Source organism: Exiguobacterium alkaliphilum 12/1, from assembly GCF_000714435.1.
GTDB classification, from domain to species: Bacteria; Bacillota; Bacilli; order Exiguobacteriales; family Exiguobacteriaceae; genus Exiguobacterium; species Exiguobacterium alkaliphilum.
Genome location: NZ_JJMW01000069.1, coordinates 99,483 through 119,443 on the forward strand (window position 1 = coordinate 99,483; position 19,961 = coordinate 119,443).

Below are 19,961 nucleotides of genomic sequence, written 5' to 3' on the forward strand. Positions count from 1 at the left end.
GTTTATACGTTCAACGTGTCGAGGAACGATCGGATTTGCATCTCCGTCTTGGCGTGCGCCGAGTGAAGGTGTTCTTGTTTCGTGCCGTCTTGATAGAAGAGTAGTGACGGGATGCCACGTACTTCTTGTTCGTCGGAAAGCTCGGGTAACTCGTCGCGGTCGACGACGTACCAATTGAACTGTGGATAGTCTTTGACGAGTTCGTCGACATACATATCGAGACGACGGCAATCCGGGCACCAAGATGTCGTGAAGATGACCATGCCGTTCTCTTTCGTCGCTTCTTGGAATTGTGCTGCTGTTTGAATCGGTTTCATCGTTGAATCTCCCCTTTCCATCTTATTGTCTGTGTCTTTCGAGCGTCCGTCAACCGATTGGCGTTCTCGGTCTGTTCACTAGATGTGATACACTAATAAAAATAGAACCGCAAGGGATAGGTGATGGTTATGGCGTTACGTCATGCACTACTCGGGTTGTTGACCCATCAGTCTGCGACCGGCTACGCCTTGAACGCGACGTTCAAAGCACAAATGATTCATTTTTGGCACGCTCATCATACACAGATTTATCGCGAGTTACTGAAGATGGAAGACGAGGCGCTCGTCTCATCTGAACACGTCGCCCAACACGATTTGCCGGATAAGAAAATCTATTCAATCACCGATCGTGGACGGGAGGAATTGATTGATTGGCTCCGGCAGCCGACGTCGTTCCAACCGAAGATGAAAGATGAGAACTTGCTTCGGATGAGCCTGCTCCAACTCCTTCCGCTCGATGAGGCGATTCGATACGTCGAGGAGACGAAAGCCCATCACGAGCAGGTCGCCCAGCAAATCCGGACTTTCCAAGCCGCCCATCAATCCGAAGACGACACGCTCGGTTATTTATTGACGAGCGAATATGCGATTCGGATGATGGAAAACTATGCAGGTTGGGCCGATTGGGCCATTGAAGAAATGAAACGACGCGCTCCGAATGCGACCTGACGATCAGGTCGCATGTTTTGTGTACGGATGAATCGGGAGACGGGACAAGACGTCGTCGAGCTTGTCCTCGTCGATTGATTGATGAAACGCGTCAATCGTCTCTTGAAGCTGCTCGACCGACGAAGCACCCGGCAAGACGACGGCGCACGTTCGTCTCGCCGCGGCAAGCGCGTACGCTTGGATCGGTTTTGGCAACGTCGGCAACAGGTCGCGCAACTCGTCCTCGTTCCAAGACTCAAATCCTTTCTCACCCAGGCGTTCGGACCATTCGTCGGTCAACAGCCCTTTTGCGAGCGGACCACGGCCAACGATTGGGACGTCGAGCTCGAGCGTCTCGATGCGTCGGTCGAGCAAGGAATATGGCGTCATCAACACGTCGAGCTCGCCGTGCTCGAGCCAATAACGGATGACGTTCGGACGGATGGACGACAAACCGATTTGACGGATGACGCCTCGCTGTTTCTGTTCACGCATGAACGCGATCGTCTCGTCGAGATCATCTTCAATCGTACCGCCGTGGACGTAGTATAGATCTAAATAGTCGGTCTGCAATCGCTCGAGCGAGCCGGCGAGCGCCGTCTCTAAATAGCTCGCCCGCGGATTCCACCGCATCCCGTCTGCCGTCAGTTCATTGCCGCCTTTACTCGTCAAAAACAGTTCTTCGCGACGAGAGGCGAACGTCGAACCGACGATCTCCTCGACTTTGTACCGGTCATAGACGTCAGCGGTGTCGAAGTGCCGAATCCCCGCACGATAGGCTGCTTCTAAAATCGCTTTCGCTTCCGTTTCCCCATGCTTCAAGATGGACATCGTGCCAAGACCTAGTTCTGCCATTCATAATTCCTCCTTGTTCCGTCTACTTGTTTCACTCATAATCAAAGTATAAAGCAAAAAGTGAGGCGGATATACATATGGTCGAGAAAACGATTGAACGTGAAGTCATCTATGAAGGAAAAATCTTTGACGTCGAGAGGCACGTCGTCGAACTGCCAAACGGTGGAACGTCGGTCCGTGAGCTCGTCTACCATAACGGTGCCGTCGCCGTACTCGTCATCGATGAAGACGATCGCATCGTGCTTGTGGAGCAGTATCGGAAGGCGTTCGAGTCGATGTCACTCGAAATTCCGGCCGGGAAACTTGAAAAAGGAGAAGAAGTGCTCGCGAGCGCACGACGGGAACTCGAGGAAGAGACCGGTTATCGGGCTGAGTCGCTTGAAAAGATCTTCTCGTTCTATGGGGCTCCGGGCTTTTGCAGCGAGCGGGTGGATGTGTTCGTCGCACATGGGCTGACGGCAGGGGCGATGAATTTAGACGAGGACGAATTTTTGAACGTGGAACGTTTCACGTTCGACGAGGCGAGTGCGCTGTTAGCGAGCGGGCGCATCACTGACGCCAAGACGATTATGGCGATTCAATGGTGGCAATTGTCTAAATTAAAATAATTCTAATCTGAAGTGTCGTGTGCTACACTTACTTAGTAATGATTTTAATTTGAAAATGATGCCGATTTTCGGTATGCTTTGAATAGCGAACTATTGTAAAGAGGGGGCGCCTTATGGAAACGCGAATTGACCGAATCAAACAGCAGTTGAGCGCCAAAGGATATAAATTGACTCCGCAGCGAGAATCAACCGTCCGCATTCTACTTGAGAATGAGGCCGACCATCTTAGCGCCGAGAACGTCTTCATGCTCGTCAAGGCGATCGCACCTGAGATCGGTCTCGCGACGGTTTACCGTACGCTCGAGTTATTGACCGAACTCGGTGTCGTCGATAAAGTGAACTTTGGAGACGGCGTAGCCCGATTCGACTTGAGACCGGAAGGGGCGAACCACTCGCACCATCATCTCGTCTGTGTCGAGTGCGGGTCGGTCGAAGAGATCATGGAAGATTTGCTCGTCGACGTCGAGAAAAAAGTGGAACGCAAATACGAATTCTTAATTAAAGACCACCGCCTGACGTTTCACGGTATCTGTAAAGTATGCCAAGCGAAAGGTGTCACGCTTGAAGGCCATAAGGCCGTCATCAACGGATGAATCGAAAAACCGCACGCTCCGACTCGGAGCGTGCGGTTTTGTTGTTAAGGCAAATATCGGGCTAGATGATGCGCGATGCCCTCTTCATTGTTCGAGCGGGTCACTTCGGTCGCGATTGCTTTAATCGCGTCGACCGCATTATCCATCGCTACACTGATACCTGCATATTCGAGCATGGAACGGTCGTTATGGCCGTCTCCGAAAGCGATCGTCTGGTCACGTGCGATGCCGACCTGTTGAAAGACATGGTCGAGGGCACGTGCTTTGTCGATCCCATAATCCGTGAACTCGTAATACATATTTGCGGTGAACATCCCGGTCACTTGTTGATTGAACGGTTGTGACATGGCGTCCACGTTCGCCTGCAAGTAGTCCGGTTGGCCGGCGACGAGGATTTTATATACGGGGAAGGCGATCGCATCTGCGAGGCGCGGTTCTTCCCTCAGTTGAAACCGTCCGCCACGCGATTCATATTTGATGATGTTAAACGGTTCCCCGTTCAGTTCGAGCATGCCAGAAAACACGTCGTTCACGTACATGTACGTCTCATCGTTAAGCATCGGGATGACGTCAAAGCCGGTCAAATGGTCGAGTATTGCGCGCGCAACGTCTCGGTCGATTGCTTGTTCAAACAACGTCTCGCCGGTCGTCGCATCCGTCACACATGCCCCGTTCGACGAGACGATCAACCCCCCGTATTGTTCGAGCTTCAATTCCGTCGCGAACGGTTCGATGCCCCGCTTCGGCCGACCCGAGGCGAGCACGATTCTTATACCGTTCGCTTGGAGCGAGAGGAGCGTCTCTTTCGTCTTCGGTGAAATCATCTTCTGGTCGTTCAATAATGTGCCGTCAAGGTCTAACAAAACCGCTTGAATCATTTGTCCATCTCCTTTTAACTAAATCAGGCGAGAATTCTCCCTCCTCTAAGCGTCTCGGGGCGAAGCCCAGCGTAGGTGGGAGATGAATCGCCTGTGTTAGCAAGATTGTATGCGCTTGGTATAATGGATGTAACCAATCAAAAGGACTGAACTATCAATGAAAATGGATACAAACAAACATTCAGTCTTCCTCCTGAACTACCACCTCGTCCTGGTGGTCAAATATAGACGCAAGGTGATCGATGACGCCATCTCGGGGTTCGCGAGACAGACGTTCGAACGGATCGGCGCGTCGTACCATATCACACTGACCGAGTGGAATCATGACGGCGACCATATCCATGTGTTGTTCAAAGCCCATCCGAACACAGAGATGTCGAAGTTTCTGAACGCCTACAAGAGCGCGAGCAGCCGACTGATCAAACGAGACTTTCCACACGTCAAGAGACGACTGTGGAAAGAAATGTTCTGGTCCCGGAGCTACTGCCTCGTGACGACCGGCGGTGCGACGATCGACGTCATCAGGCAATACATCGAAAAACAAGGAGAGGAGTGATCACTTTGCTGAAGGCGTACAAGTTTCGACTATACCCGACAAAGCCACAACGAGAACACTTCATGAAGACGTTCGGTTGCGTCCGTTTCGTCTACAACAAGATGCTCGAGGAACGGATCCGGTTATATGAAGAGTCGAGGCTGAACCCTGACGCGAAGCAGAAGCTCCCGACCCCGGCGAAGTACAAGCCCGAGTTCCCTTTCTTGAAAGAGGTCGACAGTCTATCCCTGGCGAACGCCCAGATGGACTTGAACAAGGCGTATGCCAACTTCTTCCGCGACAAGTCTGTCGGGTTCCCGAAGTTCAAATCGAAGCACGGCGACCGCGCCTCCTACACGACCAACAATCAGAACGGGAGCGTCCGGATCGAGGACGGGAAGGTGAGACTCCCTAAGGTGGGGTTCGTGCGGTTCAAACAACATCGTCCTTTCGAGGGGATCATCAAGTCTGCGACGGTCTCGATGACGAAGACGGGCAAGTTCTTCGTCTCCATCCTTGTCAATCAAGGCGAGGAAAAATGGGTTCCTGCCAAGAATAAGATTGGGATCGATCTTGGTCTTGAGCACTTCGCCATCATGACAAATGACGAGATGGTTTCTGAGAAGATTGACAATCCTCGTTTCCTTCGCAAGTCAGAAGAGAAGGTCAAGAAGGCGCAGCGCGCTCTGTCACGAAAGAAGATCGGAAGCAAGAACAGAGAGAAGGCCAAGCTGATCCTCGCCAAGAAACACGAGAAAATCGCAAACCAACGCAAAGACTTCCTTCATAAACTGTCGAAACAAATCGTTGACGAGAACCAAGTCATCGTCGTGGAGACGCTGAAGTCGCAAAATATGATGAAGAACCACAGGATCGCCAAATCGATCGCAGATGTCAGTTGGTACGAGTTTGTTCGACAGCTAGAATACAAATGCAAGTTCTACGGACGGACTCTTATCAAAGCGGATCAGTGGTTTGCATCGACGCAAATCTGCTCTTCCTGTGGATCAAAAGGCGAGAAGAAAACAGTGGATGTCCGTGAATGGACGTGTACGTGTGGCGCTCATCATGACCGCGACATCAATGCGAGCATCAACCTGTTGATGTTGGCAGACTGAAATACCTTCAGGGCAGGGACTTGCCCGACGAGCTTGGTAAACAATCGTGGCTAGTAAACGTGCGGTCTTCCCAAGAAGCTCCCACTTCAATTTGCGAAGCGAATAAGTGGCGAGTAGTTCACACGGTGAGTTCGATTCGATTTTGCTCGGGGTCGAGCACGACGCTCTCGTAATAGCCGTCCCCGGTCGTACGTGGACCGTCAAGTCGCTCATAGCCGTCGTCGACGAGACGTCGCGTCATCACATCGACCGCTTCTTTGCTACCGAGACTGATGGCGAGGTGGGCATAACCGAGCGTCTGTTGCCCTAGGTCTTGAATATCTGACCGACGCATCAGTTCAAGTCGGCAGTCTGACTGTGGGAACGTCAAAAAGTACGAAGCGAACTGTTTTTGTTCATTCTGATAAAGGTCATTCGCCTTCGCCTCAAAATATGTTTCATAAAAACGACGCATGACGTCGAGGTCGTTCACCCAGATGGCGAGATGGTCAATTTTCATACGGTTTCCTCCTTATGTTTAGCTAAGATCCGGTTCAGTCGTTCCGTGTTCAGCAGCATGAAGAGCATGATGAACAAGAGGACGATTGGGAAGATGCCGAGTGACAACTTCGTGGCGATCAAGCCGAATAGTGGAGGCAAGAACGTGCTCCCGATATAGGCGAACGCCATTTGGTAACCCATCAAGTGTTTCGCCCGCTGTCTACCGAATCGAACGGGCGTCTCATGCAACATACTCGGATAGATCGGGGCAAGGCCGAGACCGACTAGAATGAGACCGACAATCATCGCATCGTTGAGCGGAAGGACGAATACGAGACTTCCTATTAAGGCGAGGCATTGACCGAGTCGAATCATCTGACGATTCGTAAAACGGAACGACAAAAACCCGCTCAACAATCGTCCGACTGTGATGCTGCCGTAGTAAATCGACACCCACGTCGCGGCCGTTGCAATCGAGAACTGCTTCATTTGGACGAGATAGCTGCTCGCCCACAAACCGACGAGCGCCTCGACGCCGCAGTATAAGAGAAACGTGACGAGCGCATAAGACAAGCCGCGCGGAAGCGTGTGGTCCAGTTTGGTCACGGCCGCCTCATCCTGATGATTGGATTTGTCGCATTTTACTTCCTGACGCCACAAAGGAAAGGATAGTAACAGTAAGAATGCCAGACCGAATTGAATCAAAGCGACGACGAGATAGCCGTCGCGCCATCCGTTCTCATCCAACAAGGAAGCCATGATGAGCGGGCCACCGGTCGCCCCGACTCCCCAAAAACAGTGGAGCCAGTTCATATGATGTGCCGCGTAATGCTCGGCCACATAATGATTCAACGCGGCATCGACGGCACCGGCGCCAAGGCCGAGCGGAATCGACAGGGCGAATAACCACGGGAGCGACGGGGCGGTAGAGAAACCGAATAGACAAAGGGCCGTCAAGACGCCTGAACCAAACGTGACTTGTTTCGTGTCGAACCGCTCGAGCAGTTTCCCGCTGAACAAACTCGATATAATCGTTCCTGCCGCGATGGTCATGAAAATCCAGCCCGCCATCGCCAGAGGCGCATTCAATTCTACACGCATCGATGGCCAACCAACTCCGAGTAACGCATCGGGGAGGCCTAAGCTAATAAAGGCGATATAAATCACCGTCAATAATAAAAAGCCGCTCATGTGTCACCTCATTCAAATCGTTTCAAGTAGTGTCTCGACACAAAAGGTGATGAGACCTTGGAAGTAATGCTCTTCCCATAGACCGCGTGTCAAATCGGGCAAATGCGTCGCCGCGATGTAGCGTTCACTTCGTTTACGAACCCGGCGGATATCTTCCTCAGTCACATCGATATCCGAAAAGACGATCGTATGCGGATTGAGCGTCGCAGTGAACGTCGTGACGAGCCGGGCAAGCGCATCGCATGCTTGATCCGTCAGCGACGTTCCGCGTTGGTGATTGCGAATGCGATCGTAAAACGTGTGATGCGCATAAAACGGTAGAAACGAAATCTCCCCCGTGAAATTCGTCTTTCCACGAATTAAACGACCGTTAAGGAGAATGCCCGACCCCGGCCCGTTCTTGCCTAAATAGACGTAAACGATCGTTTCATCTGCATACGTCGGTACAGACCGACCGTAGCCGTATACAGCTGCGTTCATGTCGTTCTCGACTACGACGGGCACATCGAACGTCGACTCAAGTAACGTGGTCAGCGCAACGTTAGAAAGGGTCGGGTAATCCGGTGCATAGATAATCTCACCGTCTGCGACGGCGGCAGCGACGCCGATCGTGATGGCTTGTATCGAATGTGACGCCAGTTGGCTAGCCAACAAGTCGAACAGCGTCTGTAGATGATTTCCGTGTCGGATCGCCATCCGGCCCTTGTCGAGCGTCGTCCCGATCGCGTCAATGCGGCGGTAGGCGATGACATCTTGCTCGATGTAGGCACATAGTCCGTTCGCCGCAGACGGATTGAATACATAGCGTGTGGCCGGTCTTCCTCCTGTCGAAGGGGTGAGGCCTTGTTCGTTGACTTCGCCAGCCGCACGCATCAATTCCAAATGCTTTTTGACCGTCGGAAAACTATGACCGATCGCTTCGCTAATTTCAGCGACGGTGTGATGGTCATGAAAGACGAGTTGACGTCGAATCGCAACCGACAACGGAGTCGCGTTTCCTTGCATCTCAATCCTCCCTTCCTACTTTTTAAATAATTTTAATAAGTCGTCGATAGTGTAGCAAACTATTCATTTCCGAGCAACTCAATTGTCAAAACGTTGGCGGGATTCATCACGAAAAATTGTCACAAAAAAGCTTTAAAAAAAATGAGGTCAGACGTCTTCACAACGGTTTACATAAGTGATATGATGTAAGCGTATTCAGGTGTGAACGAGAAAGGAGGGGGATATCATGCGTTCGCAAGTCGAGTCTTTTTTACAATATATGACCGTTGAGAAACGAATGTCCTCGAACACGAGACAAGCCTATGCGAGCGATTTGACGCAGTACTTATCGACATTGACGCAACTCGATGTCACGGACTGGAACGATGTCTCACGGTCCCATATCGTCAAACATATGGAAGAGTTGTCTCAAGCAGGACGAGCCGCATCATCACTTCGACGCGCCGTCAGTTCGATTCGGACGTTCCATCACTATCTAAAGATGACGAATGAAACGTCGACCGACCCGTCACTGTATCTCGAGTCGCCGAAAGCGGAGCGGCAACTGCCGGACACGTGGTCGCAAGAGGAAGTCGAGCGGTTGCTCGACAGCGTCCCGACGTCAGACCCGCTCGCGCTTCGTGACCGGGCCATGCTCGAACTGTTGTATGGTACCGGGATGCGGGTCAGTGAACTTCTTGGCCTTGATTTGGATGATTTACAGTTCGAATTGGGGTATTTACAGTGTGAAGGCAAAGGGGAGAGTGCTCGAATCATCCCGGTCTCCTCTGTCGCCCAAGGATTTGTCGAACGGTATATCCAGCAAGCCCGTAACGGGATTGGTGGTCGGGAGACGGAAGCACTGTTTCTGAATGGACGGGGTGGACGCCTCAGCCGTCAAGGATTTTGGAAGATGATCAAGCGACGTGCGAAAGAGGCCGGCATCCAAAAAGAAATTACGCCGCACGTGCTCCGTCATTCGTTCGCCACGCACCTTCTCGAGAACGGTGCCGATTTGCGTGCGATTCAACAGATGCTCGGTCATGCAGACCTCTCTACGACTCAAGTTTACACCCATGTCAATAAGTCCCGGCTTCACGATGTATATCGGAAACATCATCCCCGGGCGTAACACCTTTAAAGGAGGAACTTTTTGTGAAGAAATTTAAACGTATTTTCCTAGTCGTCATGGACTCGGTCGGGATTGGCGAAGCGCCAGATGCCGAACAGTTCGGGGACGCAGGCTCAGACACGCTCGGTCATATCGCTCGCGAGCACGGCGGGTTGGCGATGCCGCACATGGGCCGTCTCGGTCTAGCGAACATCAAACCAATCGAAGGCATCGAGGCATCGGACGCACCGAGCGCTTACGGACGGATGCAAGAAATCTCGGCTGGGAAAGATACGATGACAGGACACTGGGAAATCATGGGGCTTCACATCGATACGCCGTTCCGTGTATTCGAGGAGTTCCCTGACGATTTGATCAATCGATTGAAAGAGTTCAGCGGGCGTGACATTATCGGCAACAAACCGGCTTCAGGGACAGAGATTTTAGATGAGCTCGGAGAAGAGCACGTCAACACGGGCGCCCTCATCGTCTACACGTCGGCCGATTCGGTGCTCCAAATCGCAGCGCACGAAGAAGTCGTGCCGCTCGACGAGTTATACCGCATCTGTGAGTATGCGCGTGAAATCACACGAGAAGATCCGTACATGCTCGGTCGCATCATCGCGCGCCCGTTCCTCGGTACGCCTGGGGCTTGGGTCCGGACCTCGAACCGTCACGATTATGCCCTCAAACCGTTCGGGAAAACGGTCATGAACACGCTTCAAGATGCCGGGAAAGATGTGATCGCACTCGGGAAGATTAGCGATATTTACGACGGTGAAGGCGTGACGAAGGCCGTTCGCACAAAGTCGAACATGGACGGCATGGACAAACTTGTCGAATCGCTCGATGAAACGTTCGAAGGACTTTGCTTCTTGAACCTCGTCGACTTTGATGCACTCTTCGGTCATCGCCGTGACCCGGCTGGTTATGCGCAGGCACTCGAAGAATATGACGCGCGGTTACCAGAAGTGTTTTCCAAGTTGCGCGAGGACGACCTCTTAATCATCACGGCAGACCACGGGAACGACCCGACGCATCCAGGTACGGACCATACGCGTGAATACGTCCCGCTCATCGTCCATCACCACGGAGCGACAGCGATCGACCTCGGCATTCGAGGCACGTTCGCAGATATCGGCGCGACGGTCGCGGATAACTTTGACGTCGACGCACCAGCAATCGGAAAAAGTTTCTTAAACGAAATTTGAGGAGGCCATTCACATGGTAAATTGGAATGAAACGAAAGCATTTTTACAGGAACGCATGAACGGCACACCGGAGATCGGTTTGATTTTAGGGTCAGGGCTCGGTGTACTCGCCGACGAGATTGAAAACCCTGTCGCCATCCCTTATGAAGACATCCCACATTTCCCGGTGTCGACGGTCGAAGGCCATGCCGGCCAACTTGTCTTCGGAGACCTTGAAGGAAAACGCGTCGTCGCGATGCAAGGTCGTTTCCACTTCTACGAAGGCTATTCGATGGAGCAAGTGACGTTCCCGGTACGTGTCCTCAAATTGATTGGTGTCGAGACGCTCATCGTCACAAACGCTGCCGGCGCATGTAATGAGAACTTCAACCCGGGAGACCTGATGATCATCACGGATCACATCAACTTCTTCGGGACGAGCCCGCTCATCGGAAAAAACGCGAACGAATTCGGAACGCGTTTCCCGGATATGTCGGAAGCTTATGACAAACAGCTCGTGAAATTGACGGAACAAGTCGCTTCAGACCTCGGTCTCAACGTCCAAAAAGGGGTGTACTTCGGGAACACCGGCCCGACGTATGAGACGCCTGCCGAAGTGAGAATGGCTCGCCTGCTCGGAGGAGACGTCGTCGGGATGTCGACGGTCCCAGAAGTCATCGTCGCACGTCACTCGGATATGCGCGTTCTTGGCATTTCTTGCGTCTCGAACATGGCGGCCGGTATTTTGGATCAGCCGCTCAATCACGAGGAAGTCATCGAGACGACAGAACGCGTCCGTCAAGACTTCTTGTCACTCGTGCGCGGCACGATTAAAAGCATCTAATTAAATCCCACTTACATCCAACTAGGAGGACGAAACTTATGCGTATGGTCGACTTGATTTTGAAGAAACGTAACGGTGGCGAATTGAACGAGGAAGAGATTCGCTTCGTCGTCGAAGGGTTCACGAACGAATCGATTCCAGATTATCAAATGTCTGCCCTCTCGATGGCGATTTACTTCAACGGGATGACAGAGAAAGAGACAGCTGCCCTCACGATGGAGATGGTGAAGTCTGGGGACGTCATCGACCTCTCGAACATCGAAGGCAAAAAAGTCGATAAACACTCGACAGGAGGCGTCGGCGACAAGATCAGTCTCATCGTCGCGCCACTCGTCGCGTCAATCGGGATTCCGGTCGCGAAGATGAGTGGCCGTGGCCTCGGCCACACGGGCGGCACGATTGACAAGTTGGAGTCGTTCCCTGGTTTTAACGTCGAATTGACGGAAGAACAGTTCACGAAACAAGTGAACGACATCAAGATGTCGATTATCGGCCAGACGGGGAACTTGACGCCAGCTGATAAGCGCCTGTATGCGCTACGCGATGTCACGGCGACAGTTGATTCAATCCCGCTCATCGCGAGCTCGATTATGTCGAAGAAGATTGCGGCCGGTGCCGACAGCATCGTCCTCGACGTGAAGACGGGGTCTGGCGCGTTCATGAAATCGTTCGATGATGCGAAAGCGCTCGCCGAGGAGATGGTCGCGATTGGGAAGAACGTTGGCCGCCAAACGGTCGCTGTCATTACCGACATGGACCAACCGCTCGGTTTTGAGGTCGGGAACGCGAACGAAGTGAAGGAAGCGATTGAAGTATTGTCTGGAAAAGACGTCGAGGACTTGAAGACGATCGCGTTGACGATTGCTGGCCACATGGCCGTTCTCGGCGGGTTCTATCCGACGTTCGATGAAGCGTACGCTGACCTCGAGAAACGGATTGCCGATGGGCACGCCCTCGAGGTGTTCCGTCAGTTCGTAGCGGCACAAGGTGGCGACGCGTCGCTCGTCGATGACTTGTCGAAACTTCCGCAAGCAAAATATGAGACGACGTTCGTCGCGAAGCAGGCGGGCTACGTCGAGTCAATCATCGCCGATGAAGTCGGTGTCGCCGCGATGCTCCTCGGGGCAGGTCGGGCAACAAAAGATGATCAGCTCGACTTCGCGGCCGGCATCACGCTCGAGAAGAAAGTCGGCGACCGGGTCGAAGAAGGCGACGTCATCGCCGTCTTGCGCGCGAACATTGAAGATATGTCTTCGGCGCTCGAACGGATGGATCACGCCTACACAATCGGTGAGGCGAAGCCTGAGGCGCGTCCGCTCATTCACGCGGTCATTCAGTAAGTCAGAACGCCTGTTTCCACAAAACAGTGGAGACAGGCGTCTTTTTTTGATAGAATGGGCAATGTGAGTGATGATAACTATATGAACATAAAGGGGTTTTTGTACATGAAAAAAGGATCGATGAAACTTGAGAACGGTGAAATGATCGAATTCGACTTGTTCCATGACGCAGCACCAATCACGGTAGAAAACTTCGAAAAACTTGCGAACAGCGGCTTCTACAACGGCTTGACGTTCCACCGTGTCATCCCTGGCTTCGTGAGCCAAGGCGGATGCCCACAAGGAACGGGTATGGGCGGCGCAGGCTATACGATTCCTTGCGAGACGTCGACATCGTTCCCATATAAACATGAGGCAGGCTCGCTCTCGATGGCACACGCTGGACGCAACACAGGTTCGTCACAGTTCTTCATCGTCCACGAGCCACAGCCGCACTTGGACGGCGTGCACACCGTATTCGGGAAAGTGACGTCTGGTCTCGAGCATGCGGTCAAGCTCCGTCAAGGCACGAACGAGTGGCCGAAGTCAAGGTGTGGGACGAGAATTGATTTTTGTATGACCGTTATGGCACAATGAGCCATGTCTCTCACGTGTTCACTTCGTGAAACTTGAATGACTAAAGGTGGTGAAACCAGCAATGCTGGTGAAATATAAACAATCGTACGAAAAGACAGCGATGGGCCTCTTGGCGTTCTCGTGTAGCGACAAGTCCCCGCTCGCGCTGTTAGAGCTCGTCCGCTCTTACGAGGAAGACCCTGCCCGTTTCCTTTATCTATGGAAAGTCGGGGAAGACTTCGTCGGAATCATCGGGATGGAACAACAAGATACGACGATGCATATTTTGCATATCGCCTTGTCGCCATCGTTCCGGGGCGAGAAACGCTCTTATGAACTGCTCGATGAGACTCGAAATTTGTTGCCGCTTGACTTGACGCTAACGGGTCAAGGCAAGACAGGTGAACTGCTTGATAAATGGAATCAAGTGGCCATATAAAAAGCTAGGCAGCGTGCCTAGGTACTCGACTGCAGACAACGATGTCTGCAGTTTTTTATGTCATTTTTTGGCCTTGTTTCGAGCTTCAAGTGCCCGCAGTCGTTCCTTGACGACTGGACTTCGGTCGCGATACAAGTGCTTATGCACAAGTTCCTCAAAGGAGAGCGCGGTCGGTTCGAACGCGTGTTTCAATCGTTCGATGCGGGCCCTCGTCGTCGGCTCGAGCGGGAGTACGGTCGACAAAGGCCATATAGTCAGGTCGCGTTTGAATTGTGGGATGTCGACGCCGAGCGACTGGAGTTCGTCTGCGGCGAAATCGAGTTTACGGTGCAATGCGGCGATACTCTTTCGTGCACCGATCTCATTGCCGCGTCGGGCGTGATAGTGGGCGACCGCATATTGGATGAGCACCGCATAGCCGAGTGATGCCCGGTTTCCGGCTTGCCATGCCTCTTCGAGTACTTCGTGGCATTCAAAATAATCGGCATGGCACTCGAACAAGAGCGTATACTGGGTAAAAGGGGTAGTCAAATCAAATTTCTCCTTTCGTGGTCGCAGTCCTATAAAACATGTTATACTAAAGCGCAAAAATGTAAAATGGCAGGTGTCTCTATGGAAGCGTATAACGTCAAAATTGATACGTTCGAAGGGCCGCTCGATTTGTTGCTCCATTTGATTGGGAAGATGGAGCTCGACATCGTCGATATTTCTGTTGCGGAAGTCACGGACCAGTATGTCGCCTTCATCCGTACAATGCAAAAGTTTGAGCTCGACGTCGCGAGCGAATATTTGGTCATGGCGGCGACGCTCCTCCAATTGAAGAGTAAGCAGCTATTGCCCCCTGTACCCGTCGAGGAAGACGACATCCCTGACTTTTCGGATGAACCGACACGCGAAGGGTTGATTCGTCAATTGATTGAATATAAAGCGTACAAAGAAGCGGTCGTCTTCATGCGTGAACAAGAGGAGCAACGGCTCGAACTGTATAGCCGTCCCGGTGACGATTTATCGCGTTATACGTCTGAACATGAGCCGTATGACGGGCCGCTGAACTTTTCTGATTTACTTCACGCCTACTCGAAGATGGTCGAGCGAAAGCGTTGGAAAGAACGGCGTAAGAAAACGATCAAACGTGAAACGCGCACGCTTGAAGAGCAGATGACGCGGCTGCATGAACACGTCGCATCGAAACGGAAGACGTCGTTCTTCGCTTTCTTCGAGGAACGGCCGGACGTGTCCGACCTCGTCGTGACGTTCATGGCGCTCCTCGAGTTGATCAAGTTGCGCGTCGTGACGACTTCGCAAGTCGAGCGTGATATCGAGATCTCGTTCATCGAGACGTCAAAGGAAAGGGATGAAGCCGTTGTTGTCCTATGAAACTATCATTGAAAGTTTACTGTTCGTCGTCGGGGAGGAAGGGATGGAAGTCCGAGCACTCGCCGAGACGCTCGACATCTCGGAAGCCGCCGCCCGTGAACAGTTAACGAAACTCGAGATCTCGTTCAAAGACTCGGGTCGTCCGTTTCAACTGATTGAATCGGCCGGTGTCTATAAGCTCGTGACAATCCCGGACGTGTCGCCTTACATTCAGCGATACGTCGGGACGATGGCGGAACAGGCGCTCTCGCGTGCGGCGATGGAGACGCTCGTCATCATCGCGTATAAGCAACCGGTGACGCGGGCAGACATCGAGGAAGTGCGCGGTGTGAAAGTGGAACGTGTCATTCACACGCTACTCTCAAAAGGCCTCATCGAATCGGCCGGTCGCGCGAAGACGCTCGGTCGCGCAAAGCTTTACCGGACGACCGAGCATTTCCTTGATCATTTCGGGTTTAACTCGCTCGACGAGTTACCACCATTAACATTTGAAGACGAGCTCTCGGACGAAGGCGATTTGTTCTTCGCAGAGCCGGCACGTCATTCGCAAGACAGATTGGAGAAGGATTAATTCATGGAACGTTTACAAAAAGTAATTGCCCAAGCAGGTGTCGCTTCACGGCGAAAAGCAGAAGAAATGATTTTAGACGGCCGCGTCCGTGTCAACGGGAAAGTCGTCCGTGAACTCGGTACGAAAGTTGGACCGAAATCAGAAGTTGAAGTCGATGGTGTCAAAATCGAACAAGAAGAGCACGTCTATTACGTCGTCTACAAACCGAGCGGCTACGTCTCGACGGTCGATGACGATAAAGGACGAAAAGTCGTCACGGACCTCGTCCCACCAGGCTCGCGCGTTTTCCCGGTCGGTCGTCTCGACTACAATACGACAGGGTTGATTCTACTCACGAACGACGGCGAGTTCTCGAACTTGATGACGCACCCGAAGTTCAAGATTCCGAAGCGCTATGTCGCGAAAGTGAAAAATGTCCCGTCGTACATCGCCATCAAAGAACTCGAGTCGGGCGTCAAGCTTGACGACGGCTTCAAGACGGGTGGTGCGAAAGTCCGGATGAAATCGGTCGACCATAAGAAAAACACGGCGATCGTCGAGCTCGTCATCTCCGAAGGTCATAATCGCCAAGTCCGTCGCATGTTCGAAGCGGTCGGCTCGGAAGTGATTAAACTGAAACGTGAACAGTTCGGTTTCTTGACGCTTGACGGGTTGACGACAGGAGAATGGCGTGAACTTTCACGCAAAGAAGTGTCGAAACTTCGCGAACTCGCGAACCCGACCGTCCCGCTCGAAAAACGAGGCAAGAAAAAGAAGAAATGACAATAAAAAAATCGTCCTTTGTAGGATGATTTTTTTGATTGTGGAGATTGTGTGACAAAACAATGAAAAAAGTCTGTTAATGTGCGTTTTTATTGTTTTTTCAGTACAATAGCAACTGAAAGGAAGGTGTGATCAATCATGAAGAAAGAGAAGACGGGTGACCGCATGGAGCAAGCGATGGCCCATAAGAAGAAACGGTCGTTTTGGCGGCTCATGGTAATGACGATGGTGCTGTTCGCAGGTGCGGTCGTCGTCATGCAACTGATTGAACAAGCAGGAAACGACGGCCGGGTCGAAGCCGGAGATACGGCACCGAATTTCAAGCTTGTCAGCCTCGATGGGGCGACGATGCTCGAACGTGAGAACTACGAGGGCAAGGGACTGCTTTTAAACTTCTGGGGTACGTTCTGTGAGCCGTGCAAGAAAGAGATGCCGGTCGTCCAAGAAAACTATGCGACGCTACAAGACATGGGGGTCGACTTCTGGGCGGTCAACGTCGGGGAGACGCCACTTCGCGTCGACAATTTTGTAAACGGTCTCGGCGTCAAGCTCGACTATCCGATTTTGATGGATACGCGTAGCGAGGTCGAGAAGGCATACGGCATTTATAACTTGCCGGTCACGTTCGTCATCGATGAGGACGGGAACGTGATTGAAAAATATGAAGGTGAACTCACAAAAGAGAAATTGATGGAGTTGGCCGAGAAGTCATTGTAAGGGAACGGGGGGCGCACACATGCTAGATATGAAATATGACGGCGCTGATTTGCGGTCGAAACGACGTCCGAGATCATGGATTGATCGCGTCTGGAGCTTCTTTGCATCGGTAAAGGTCGGGCTCTGGTTGATTGCTGTGATTATCGTCGGTTCCGCTGTCGGTACGATTTTCCCGCAGGAAATGTACATCCCGCAACAATTGCCGGCGAGCCAGTATTACACGCAAGAGTACGGTTCGGCCGGAACGCTCTATTACACGCTTGGATTCCATAATCTTTATACGTCATGGTGGTATATCGGGCTCATCGTCATGTTGACACTGTCGCTCATCGTCGTGTCAATCGATCGGTTCTTCCCGTTGTACAAAGCGTTGAAAAACCAGCCGGTGCGACGTACCGACCGTTTCATGCGTGGGCAACGTCTAACTGGAGAAGGAAAAGGCTCGGACGCACAAATCGATGCGTTCGGTGACGCTTTAAAAGCGAAACGCTATCAAGTGAAGCGTGACGGTGACGCACTGCTCGCCGAGAAACATCGCTTCGGGCGCTGGGGCCCATACGTCAACCACGTCGGTCTCGTCATCTTCTTCATCGGGGCGATGCTCCGCGTCTTCCCTGCCTTCTATACAGACACGCTCGAATGGGTGCGGGAAGGGGACACGGTCGCGCTCGAGGCGACCGAAGACGAGTATTATTTGCGCAACGATCAATTCATTCTCGAGATGTACGACCCAGAGAACAATGAGGAAGATGCGAAGTTCGCCGATGCGATCGAGAAGGCGGGTGCCGTCCCGAAAAACTATGAGACGGAATTGACGCTCTTCAAGAAGACCGGGACGAACGATGACGGATCGCCTGTTCTCGAAGAAGTCGAGGTCGGTTCGACGAAAGTGAACCATCCGTTCAAGTTTGATAAGTATGAAGTCTATCAAGAGCAGTACTCGAGCCGTCCCGAGTTCTTATCGATGTCGTTTAGCGTCGGTGATAAAGAGACGGGCGAACTGTACGGCCCGTTCACGGTCGACTTGGACAACCCGGAGACGACGTATGCGCTCGGGGACGTGACGGTCTCGTTGAAAGACTTATATCCTGACTTTGAAGTGCGAAACGGGGTGCCGGATACGAAATCGCCGCGCGCATTGAACCCGGCGTTCTTCTTCACAATCGATACGCCGGAAGGGACGAGCGAGACGAACTTGATTGGAATCCGGATGAACGTGGCCGACGAAGAAAATCGGTATGCCGTTCAATTCGCAGGGACCGAGATGGCGAGTACGAGTGGTCTCCGGGTGAAGAGCGACTCGACGTACCCGATTTTAATCGTCGGTGGGACGATCTTTATGATTGGGATCGTGATGGGGATGTATTGGCCACACCGTCGCGTCTGGATACGTCGTCACGGTGAGACGGACGTTCTCGTCGCGGGCTTCACGAATAAAAACCCGTCGTCGCTTCGTCGTGAAGTGTCGCCGCTTCTCGAGAAGGCAGGGCTGCCGATTTGGGAAGATCAGGCGATGTTCGAAAAAGAGACAAACGCCAACTCAACAACTGAAAGAGGGGAATCTTAATGGAATGGATTCAATGGAGCAGTCGTCTGCTCCTCATCGCGTTCATTTTATACGCCGTCGCGACCGTGTTGTTCACGATCGCGGTCAGCGGGATGCGTAAAGACCGAAACGTCAACCGTGTCCCATACGGCAAAATCGCGTTCATCTTGGCTGTGATCGGGTTTATCGCCCAGACCGGCTACTTTATTTTACGCTGGGCCGGTGTCGGTTATGCACCTGTGTCGAACTTGTACGAATATACGACGTTCTTTGGAATGATGATGGTGCTCGGTTTCCTCGTCGTCTATGGGATTTATAAAAATGATGTGCTCGGCTTGTTCGCGATGCCGGTGGCGCTGCTCGTCATCGCCTTCGCTTCGATGTTCTCAAGCGACGTGGCACCACTTATCCCGGCACTCAACAGTGTCTGGTTGAAGATTCACGTCACGACGGCCGCCCTCGGGCAAGGCATTCTCGCAATCAGTTTCGCGTCAGGACTCATCTTCTTGTTAAATGAGACATCGATGCGCGAACAATCGAAGTCGCGCACGTGGCTCGAAGTGACGATGTTCGTCCTCGTCTGTACGCTCGGCTTCATCCTCATCTCGATGCTCTTCAAAGGAATTGGTGCCGGTGGTGTCGTCGAGTTCACGAACGACCGAGGCGGCCAAGAGACGTACGAGTACTTCATGCCGATCTTGTTCGCACCAGAAGGCGCACAACTCCTATCTGGGTCGAGCGGCTTGTCACTTGAGCTTCCGAACTTCATCAACACGTTGAAGTTGAATACGCTCGTCTGGTCGGTCATCGCGGGACTCGTGCTCTACGTCTTGCTCCGCTTCGTCATTCTCCGTAAGCGGATCGCCGAGTCGTTGCAGCCGCTCGCGAAGAAAGTCAGCCTCGACCTCGCCGATGAGATCAGTTATCGCTCGGTCGCCATCGGGCTACCGGTCTTCATCCTCGGCGGCCTCATCTTCGCCATGATTTGGGCACAAATCGCCTGGAACCGATTCTGGGGCTGGGATCCGAAAGAAGTGTGGGCGCTCATCACGATGCTCATCTATATCTATTATCTCCACATGCGAATTCAGCGCGGGTGGACGGGAACGAAAGCGGCCTGGTTATGTGTCGGCGGTTTCGCTGTCATCATGTTCAACCTCGTCTTCGTCAACCTCGTCATCGCCGGGTTGCATTCGTACGCGTAATGAAAGAAGTCACTTCGGTGGCTTCTTTTTTCGTAAGGGCATACAACTCACCGTTGTGAAGCCAAATAATAGAGTGGTATAGTTATGAAAGAGAGCG

The 19,961-nt window shown here is 52.4% G+C and carries 23 protein-coding genes and 1 pseudogene; 17 read left to right on the forward strand and 7 right to left on the reverse strand.

Annotated features, from left to right (window positions below; translation table 11 throughout):
- Positions 1-2: 2 nt before the first annotated feature.
- Positions 3-347: pseudogene (locus RT52_RS15000) on the reverse strand (thioredoxin family protein); the annotation flags it as partial.
- Between the two features lie 99 nt (positions 348-446).
- Here RT52_RS15000 and RT52_RS15005 point away from each other — a divergent pair.
- Positions 447-986: a PadR family transcriptional regulator gene (locus tag RT52_RS15005; protein ID WP_034818170.1), complete on the forward strand. Its 540-nt coding sequence runs from the start codon at positions 447-449 to the stop codon at positions 984-986.
- 3 nt (positions 987-989) lie between these two features.
- On the opposite strand, the gene RT52_RS15010 is transcribed toward RT52_RS15005, so the two are convergent.
- Positions 990-1,820, reverse strand: coding sequence for an aldo/keto reductase (locus tag RT52_RS15010; RefSeq protein ID WP_034818173.1), 831 nt, complete (start codon positions 1,818-1,820; stop codon positions 990-992).
- Between the two features lie 77 nt (positions 1,821-1,897).
- On the opposite strand from RT52_RS15010, the gene RT52_RS15015 reads away from it, so the two are divergent.
- Together RT52_RS15015 and fur are read left to right on the forward strand one after the other, a co-directional pair.
- On the forward strand, positions 1,898-2,428 hold the full coding sequence (locus RT52_RS15015) for an NUDIX domain-containing protein (protein ID WP_081852738.1): 531 nt from the start codon (positions 1,898-1,900) through the stop codon (positions 2,426-2,428).
- Positions 2,429-2,541: 113 nt separating this feature from the next.
- A complete protein-coding gene (gene fur, locus RT52_RS15020) occupies positions 2,542-3,021 on the forward strand; it encodes a ferric iron uptake transcriptional regulator (protein ID WP_034818178.1) in 480 nt (159 codons plus the stop codon).
- Positions 3,022-3,065: 44 nt separating this feature from the next.
- On the opposite strand, the gene RT52_RS15025 is transcribed toward fur, so the two are convergent.
- Entirely contained in the window at positions 3,066-3,899 is an 834-nt protein-coding gene (locus tag RT52_RS15025) for a Cof-type HAD-IIB family hydrolase (RefSeq protein WP_034818181.1), read from the reverse strand.
- A 157-nt stretch (positions 3,900-4,056) separates the two neighbouring features.
- Between RT52_RS15025 and tnpA the strand changes: the two genes are divergently transcribed.
- Together tnpA and tnpB are read left to right on the forward strand one after the other, a co-directional pair.
- Positions 4,057-4,455: an IS200/IS605 family transposase gene (gene tnpA, locus RT52_RS15030; RefSeq protein WP_034818184.1), complete on the forward strand. Its 399-nt coding sequence runs from the start codon at positions 4,057-4,059 to the stop codon at positions 4,453-4,455.
- A 5-nt stretch (positions 4,456-4,460) separates the two neighbouring features.
- Positions 4,461-5,552 carry an IS200/IS605 family element RNA-guided endonuclease TnpB gene (gene tnpB / locus RT52_RS15035; protein WP_034818186.1) on the forward strand — a complete coding sequence of 364 codons (1,092 nt, stop codon included), beginning with the start codon at positions 4,461-4,463 and terminating at the stop codon, positions 5,550-5,552.
- 118 nt (positions 5,553-5,670) lie between these two features.
- On the opposite strand, the gene RT52_RS15040 is transcribed toward tnpB, so the two are convergent.
- From RT52_RS15040 to RT52_RS15050, 3 genes are read right to left on the reverse strand one after another with little or no spacing between them, the layout of a single operon-like run.
- Positions 5,671-6,051, reverse strand: coding sequence for a VOC family protein (locus RT52_RS15040; RefSeq protein WP_034805110.1), 381 nt, complete (start codon positions 6,049-6,051; stop codon positions 5,671-5,673).
- Positions 6,048-7,223: an MFS transporter gene (locus RT52_RS15045; RefSeq protein ID WP_034818189.1), complete on the reverse strand. Its 1,176-nt coding sequence runs from the start codon at positions 7,221-7,223 to the stop codon at positions 6,048-6,050. Before RT52_RS15045 ends, RT52_RS15040 begins: the two co-directional genes overlap by 4 nt.
- Positions 7,224-7,235: 12 nt before the next feature.
- On the reverse strand, positions 7,236-8,228 hold the full coding sequence (locus RT52_RS15050) for an ROK family transcriptional regulator (protein ID WP_034818191.1): 993 nt from the start codon (positions 8,226-8,228) through the stop codon (positions 7,236-7,238).
- 226 nt (positions 8,229-8,454) lie between these two features.
- Here RT52_RS15050 and xerD point away from each other — a divergent pair, with 226 nt between their 5' ends.
- From xerD to RT52_RS15080, 6 genes are all read left to right on the forward strand, one after another.
- Positions 8,455-9,339, forward strand: a complete 885-nt coding sequence (gene xerD / locus RT52_RS15055; RefSeq protein ID WP_034818193.1) for a site-specific tyrosine recombinase XerD — start codon at positions 8,455-8,457, stop codon at positions 9,337-9,339.
- A gap of 23 nt (positions 9,340-9,362) precedes the next feature.
- On the forward strand, positions 9,363-10,529 hold the full coding sequence (gene deoB, locus RT52_RS15060) for a phosphopentomutase (RefSeq protein ID WP_034818196.1): 1,167 nt from the start codon (positions 9,363-9,365) through the stop codon (positions 10,527-10,529).
- 13 nt (positions 10,530-10,542) lie between these two features.
- Positions 10,543-11,352: a purine-nucleoside phosphorylase gene (locus tag RT52_RS15065; RefSeq protein WP_034805097.1), complete on the forward strand. Its 810-nt coding sequence runs from the start codon at positions 10,543-10,545 to the stop codon at positions 11,350-11,352.
- 38 nt (positions 11,353-11,390) lie between these two features.
- Positions 11,391-12,692, forward strand: a complete 1,302-nt coding sequence (locus RT52_RS15070; protein WP_034805095.1) for a pyrimidine-nucleoside phosphorylase — start codon at positions 11,391-11,393, stop codon at positions 12,690-12,692.
- Between the two features lie 105 nt (positions 12,693-12,797).
- The gene (locus tag RT52_RS15075) at positions 12,798-13,268 is read left to right on the forward strand and encodes a peptidylprolyl isomerase (protein WP_420834627.1); all 471 of its coding nucleotides are present in this window, start codon (positions 12,798-12,800) and stop codon (positions 13,266-13,268) included.
- A 61-nt stretch (positions 13,269-13,329) separates the two neighbouring features.
- Positions 13,330-13,686, forward strand: a complete 357-nt coding sequence (locus RT52_RS15080; RefSeq protein WP_034805092.1) for a GNAT family N-acetyltransferase — start codon at positions 13,330-13,332, stop codon at positions 13,684-13,686.
- A 60-nt stretch (positions 13,687-13,746) separates the two neighbouring features.
- Here the strand turns inward: RT52_RS15080 and RT52_RS15085 are convergent, their stop codons facing one another.
- Positions 13,747-14,217: a DUF309 domain-containing protein gene (locus tag RT52_RS15085; protein WP_034818198.1), complete on the reverse strand. Its 471-nt coding sequence runs from the start codon at positions 14,215-14,217 to the stop codon at positions 13,747-13,749.
- 81 nt (positions 14,218-14,298) lie between these two features.
- On the opposite strand from RT52_RS15085, the gene RT52_RS15090 reads away from it, so the two are divergent.
- From RT52_RS15090 to ccsB, 6 genes are all read left to right on the forward strand, one after another.
- On the forward strand, positions 14,299-15,063 hold the full coding sequence (locus RT52_RS15090) for a segregation and condensation protein A (RefSeq protein WP_034818200.1): 765 nt from the start codon (positions 14,299-14,301) through the stop codon (positions 15,061-15,063).
- Positions 15,053-15,634: an SMC-Scp complex subunit ScpB gene (scpB, locus tag RT52_RS15095; RefSeq protein WP_034805148.1), complete on the forward strand. Its 582-nt coding sequence runs from the start codon at positions 15,053-15,055 to the stop codon at positions 15,632-15,634. The genes RT52_RS15090 and scpB overlap by 11 nt, the downstream gene beginning before the upstream one ends.
- Positions 15,635-15,637: 3 nt before the next feature.
- Complete coding sequence (locus RT52_RS15100; RefSeq protein ID WP_034805086.1) at positions 15,638-16,396, forward strand: pseudouridine synthase; 759 nt, start codon at positions 15,638-15,640, stop codon at positions 16,394-16,396.
- Between the two features lie 138 nt (positions 16,397-16,534).
- Positions 16,535-17,113, forward strand: coding sequence for a redoxin domain-containing protein (locus tag RT52_RS15105; protein ID WP_051690385.1), 579 nt, complete (start codon positions 16,535-16,537; stop codon positions 17,111-17,113).
- Positions 17,114-17,132: 19 nt separating this feature from the next.
- Complete coding sequence (gene resB / locus RT52_RS15110) at positions 17,133-18,680, forward strand: cytochrome c biogenesis protein ResB (protein ID WP_034805081.1); 1,548 nt, start codon at positions 17,133-17,135, stop codon at positions 18,678-18,680.
- The gene (gene ccsB / locus RT52_RS15115) at positions 18,680-19,864 is read left to right on the forward strand and encodes a c-type cytochrome biogenesis protein CcsB (protein WP_034818203.1); all 1,185 of its coding nucleotides are present in this window, start codon (positions 18,680-18,682) and stop codon (positions 19,862-19,864) included. The genes resB and ccsB overlap by 1 nt, the downstream gene beginning before the upstream one ends.
- Positions 19,865-19,961 lie beyond the last annotated feature (97 nt).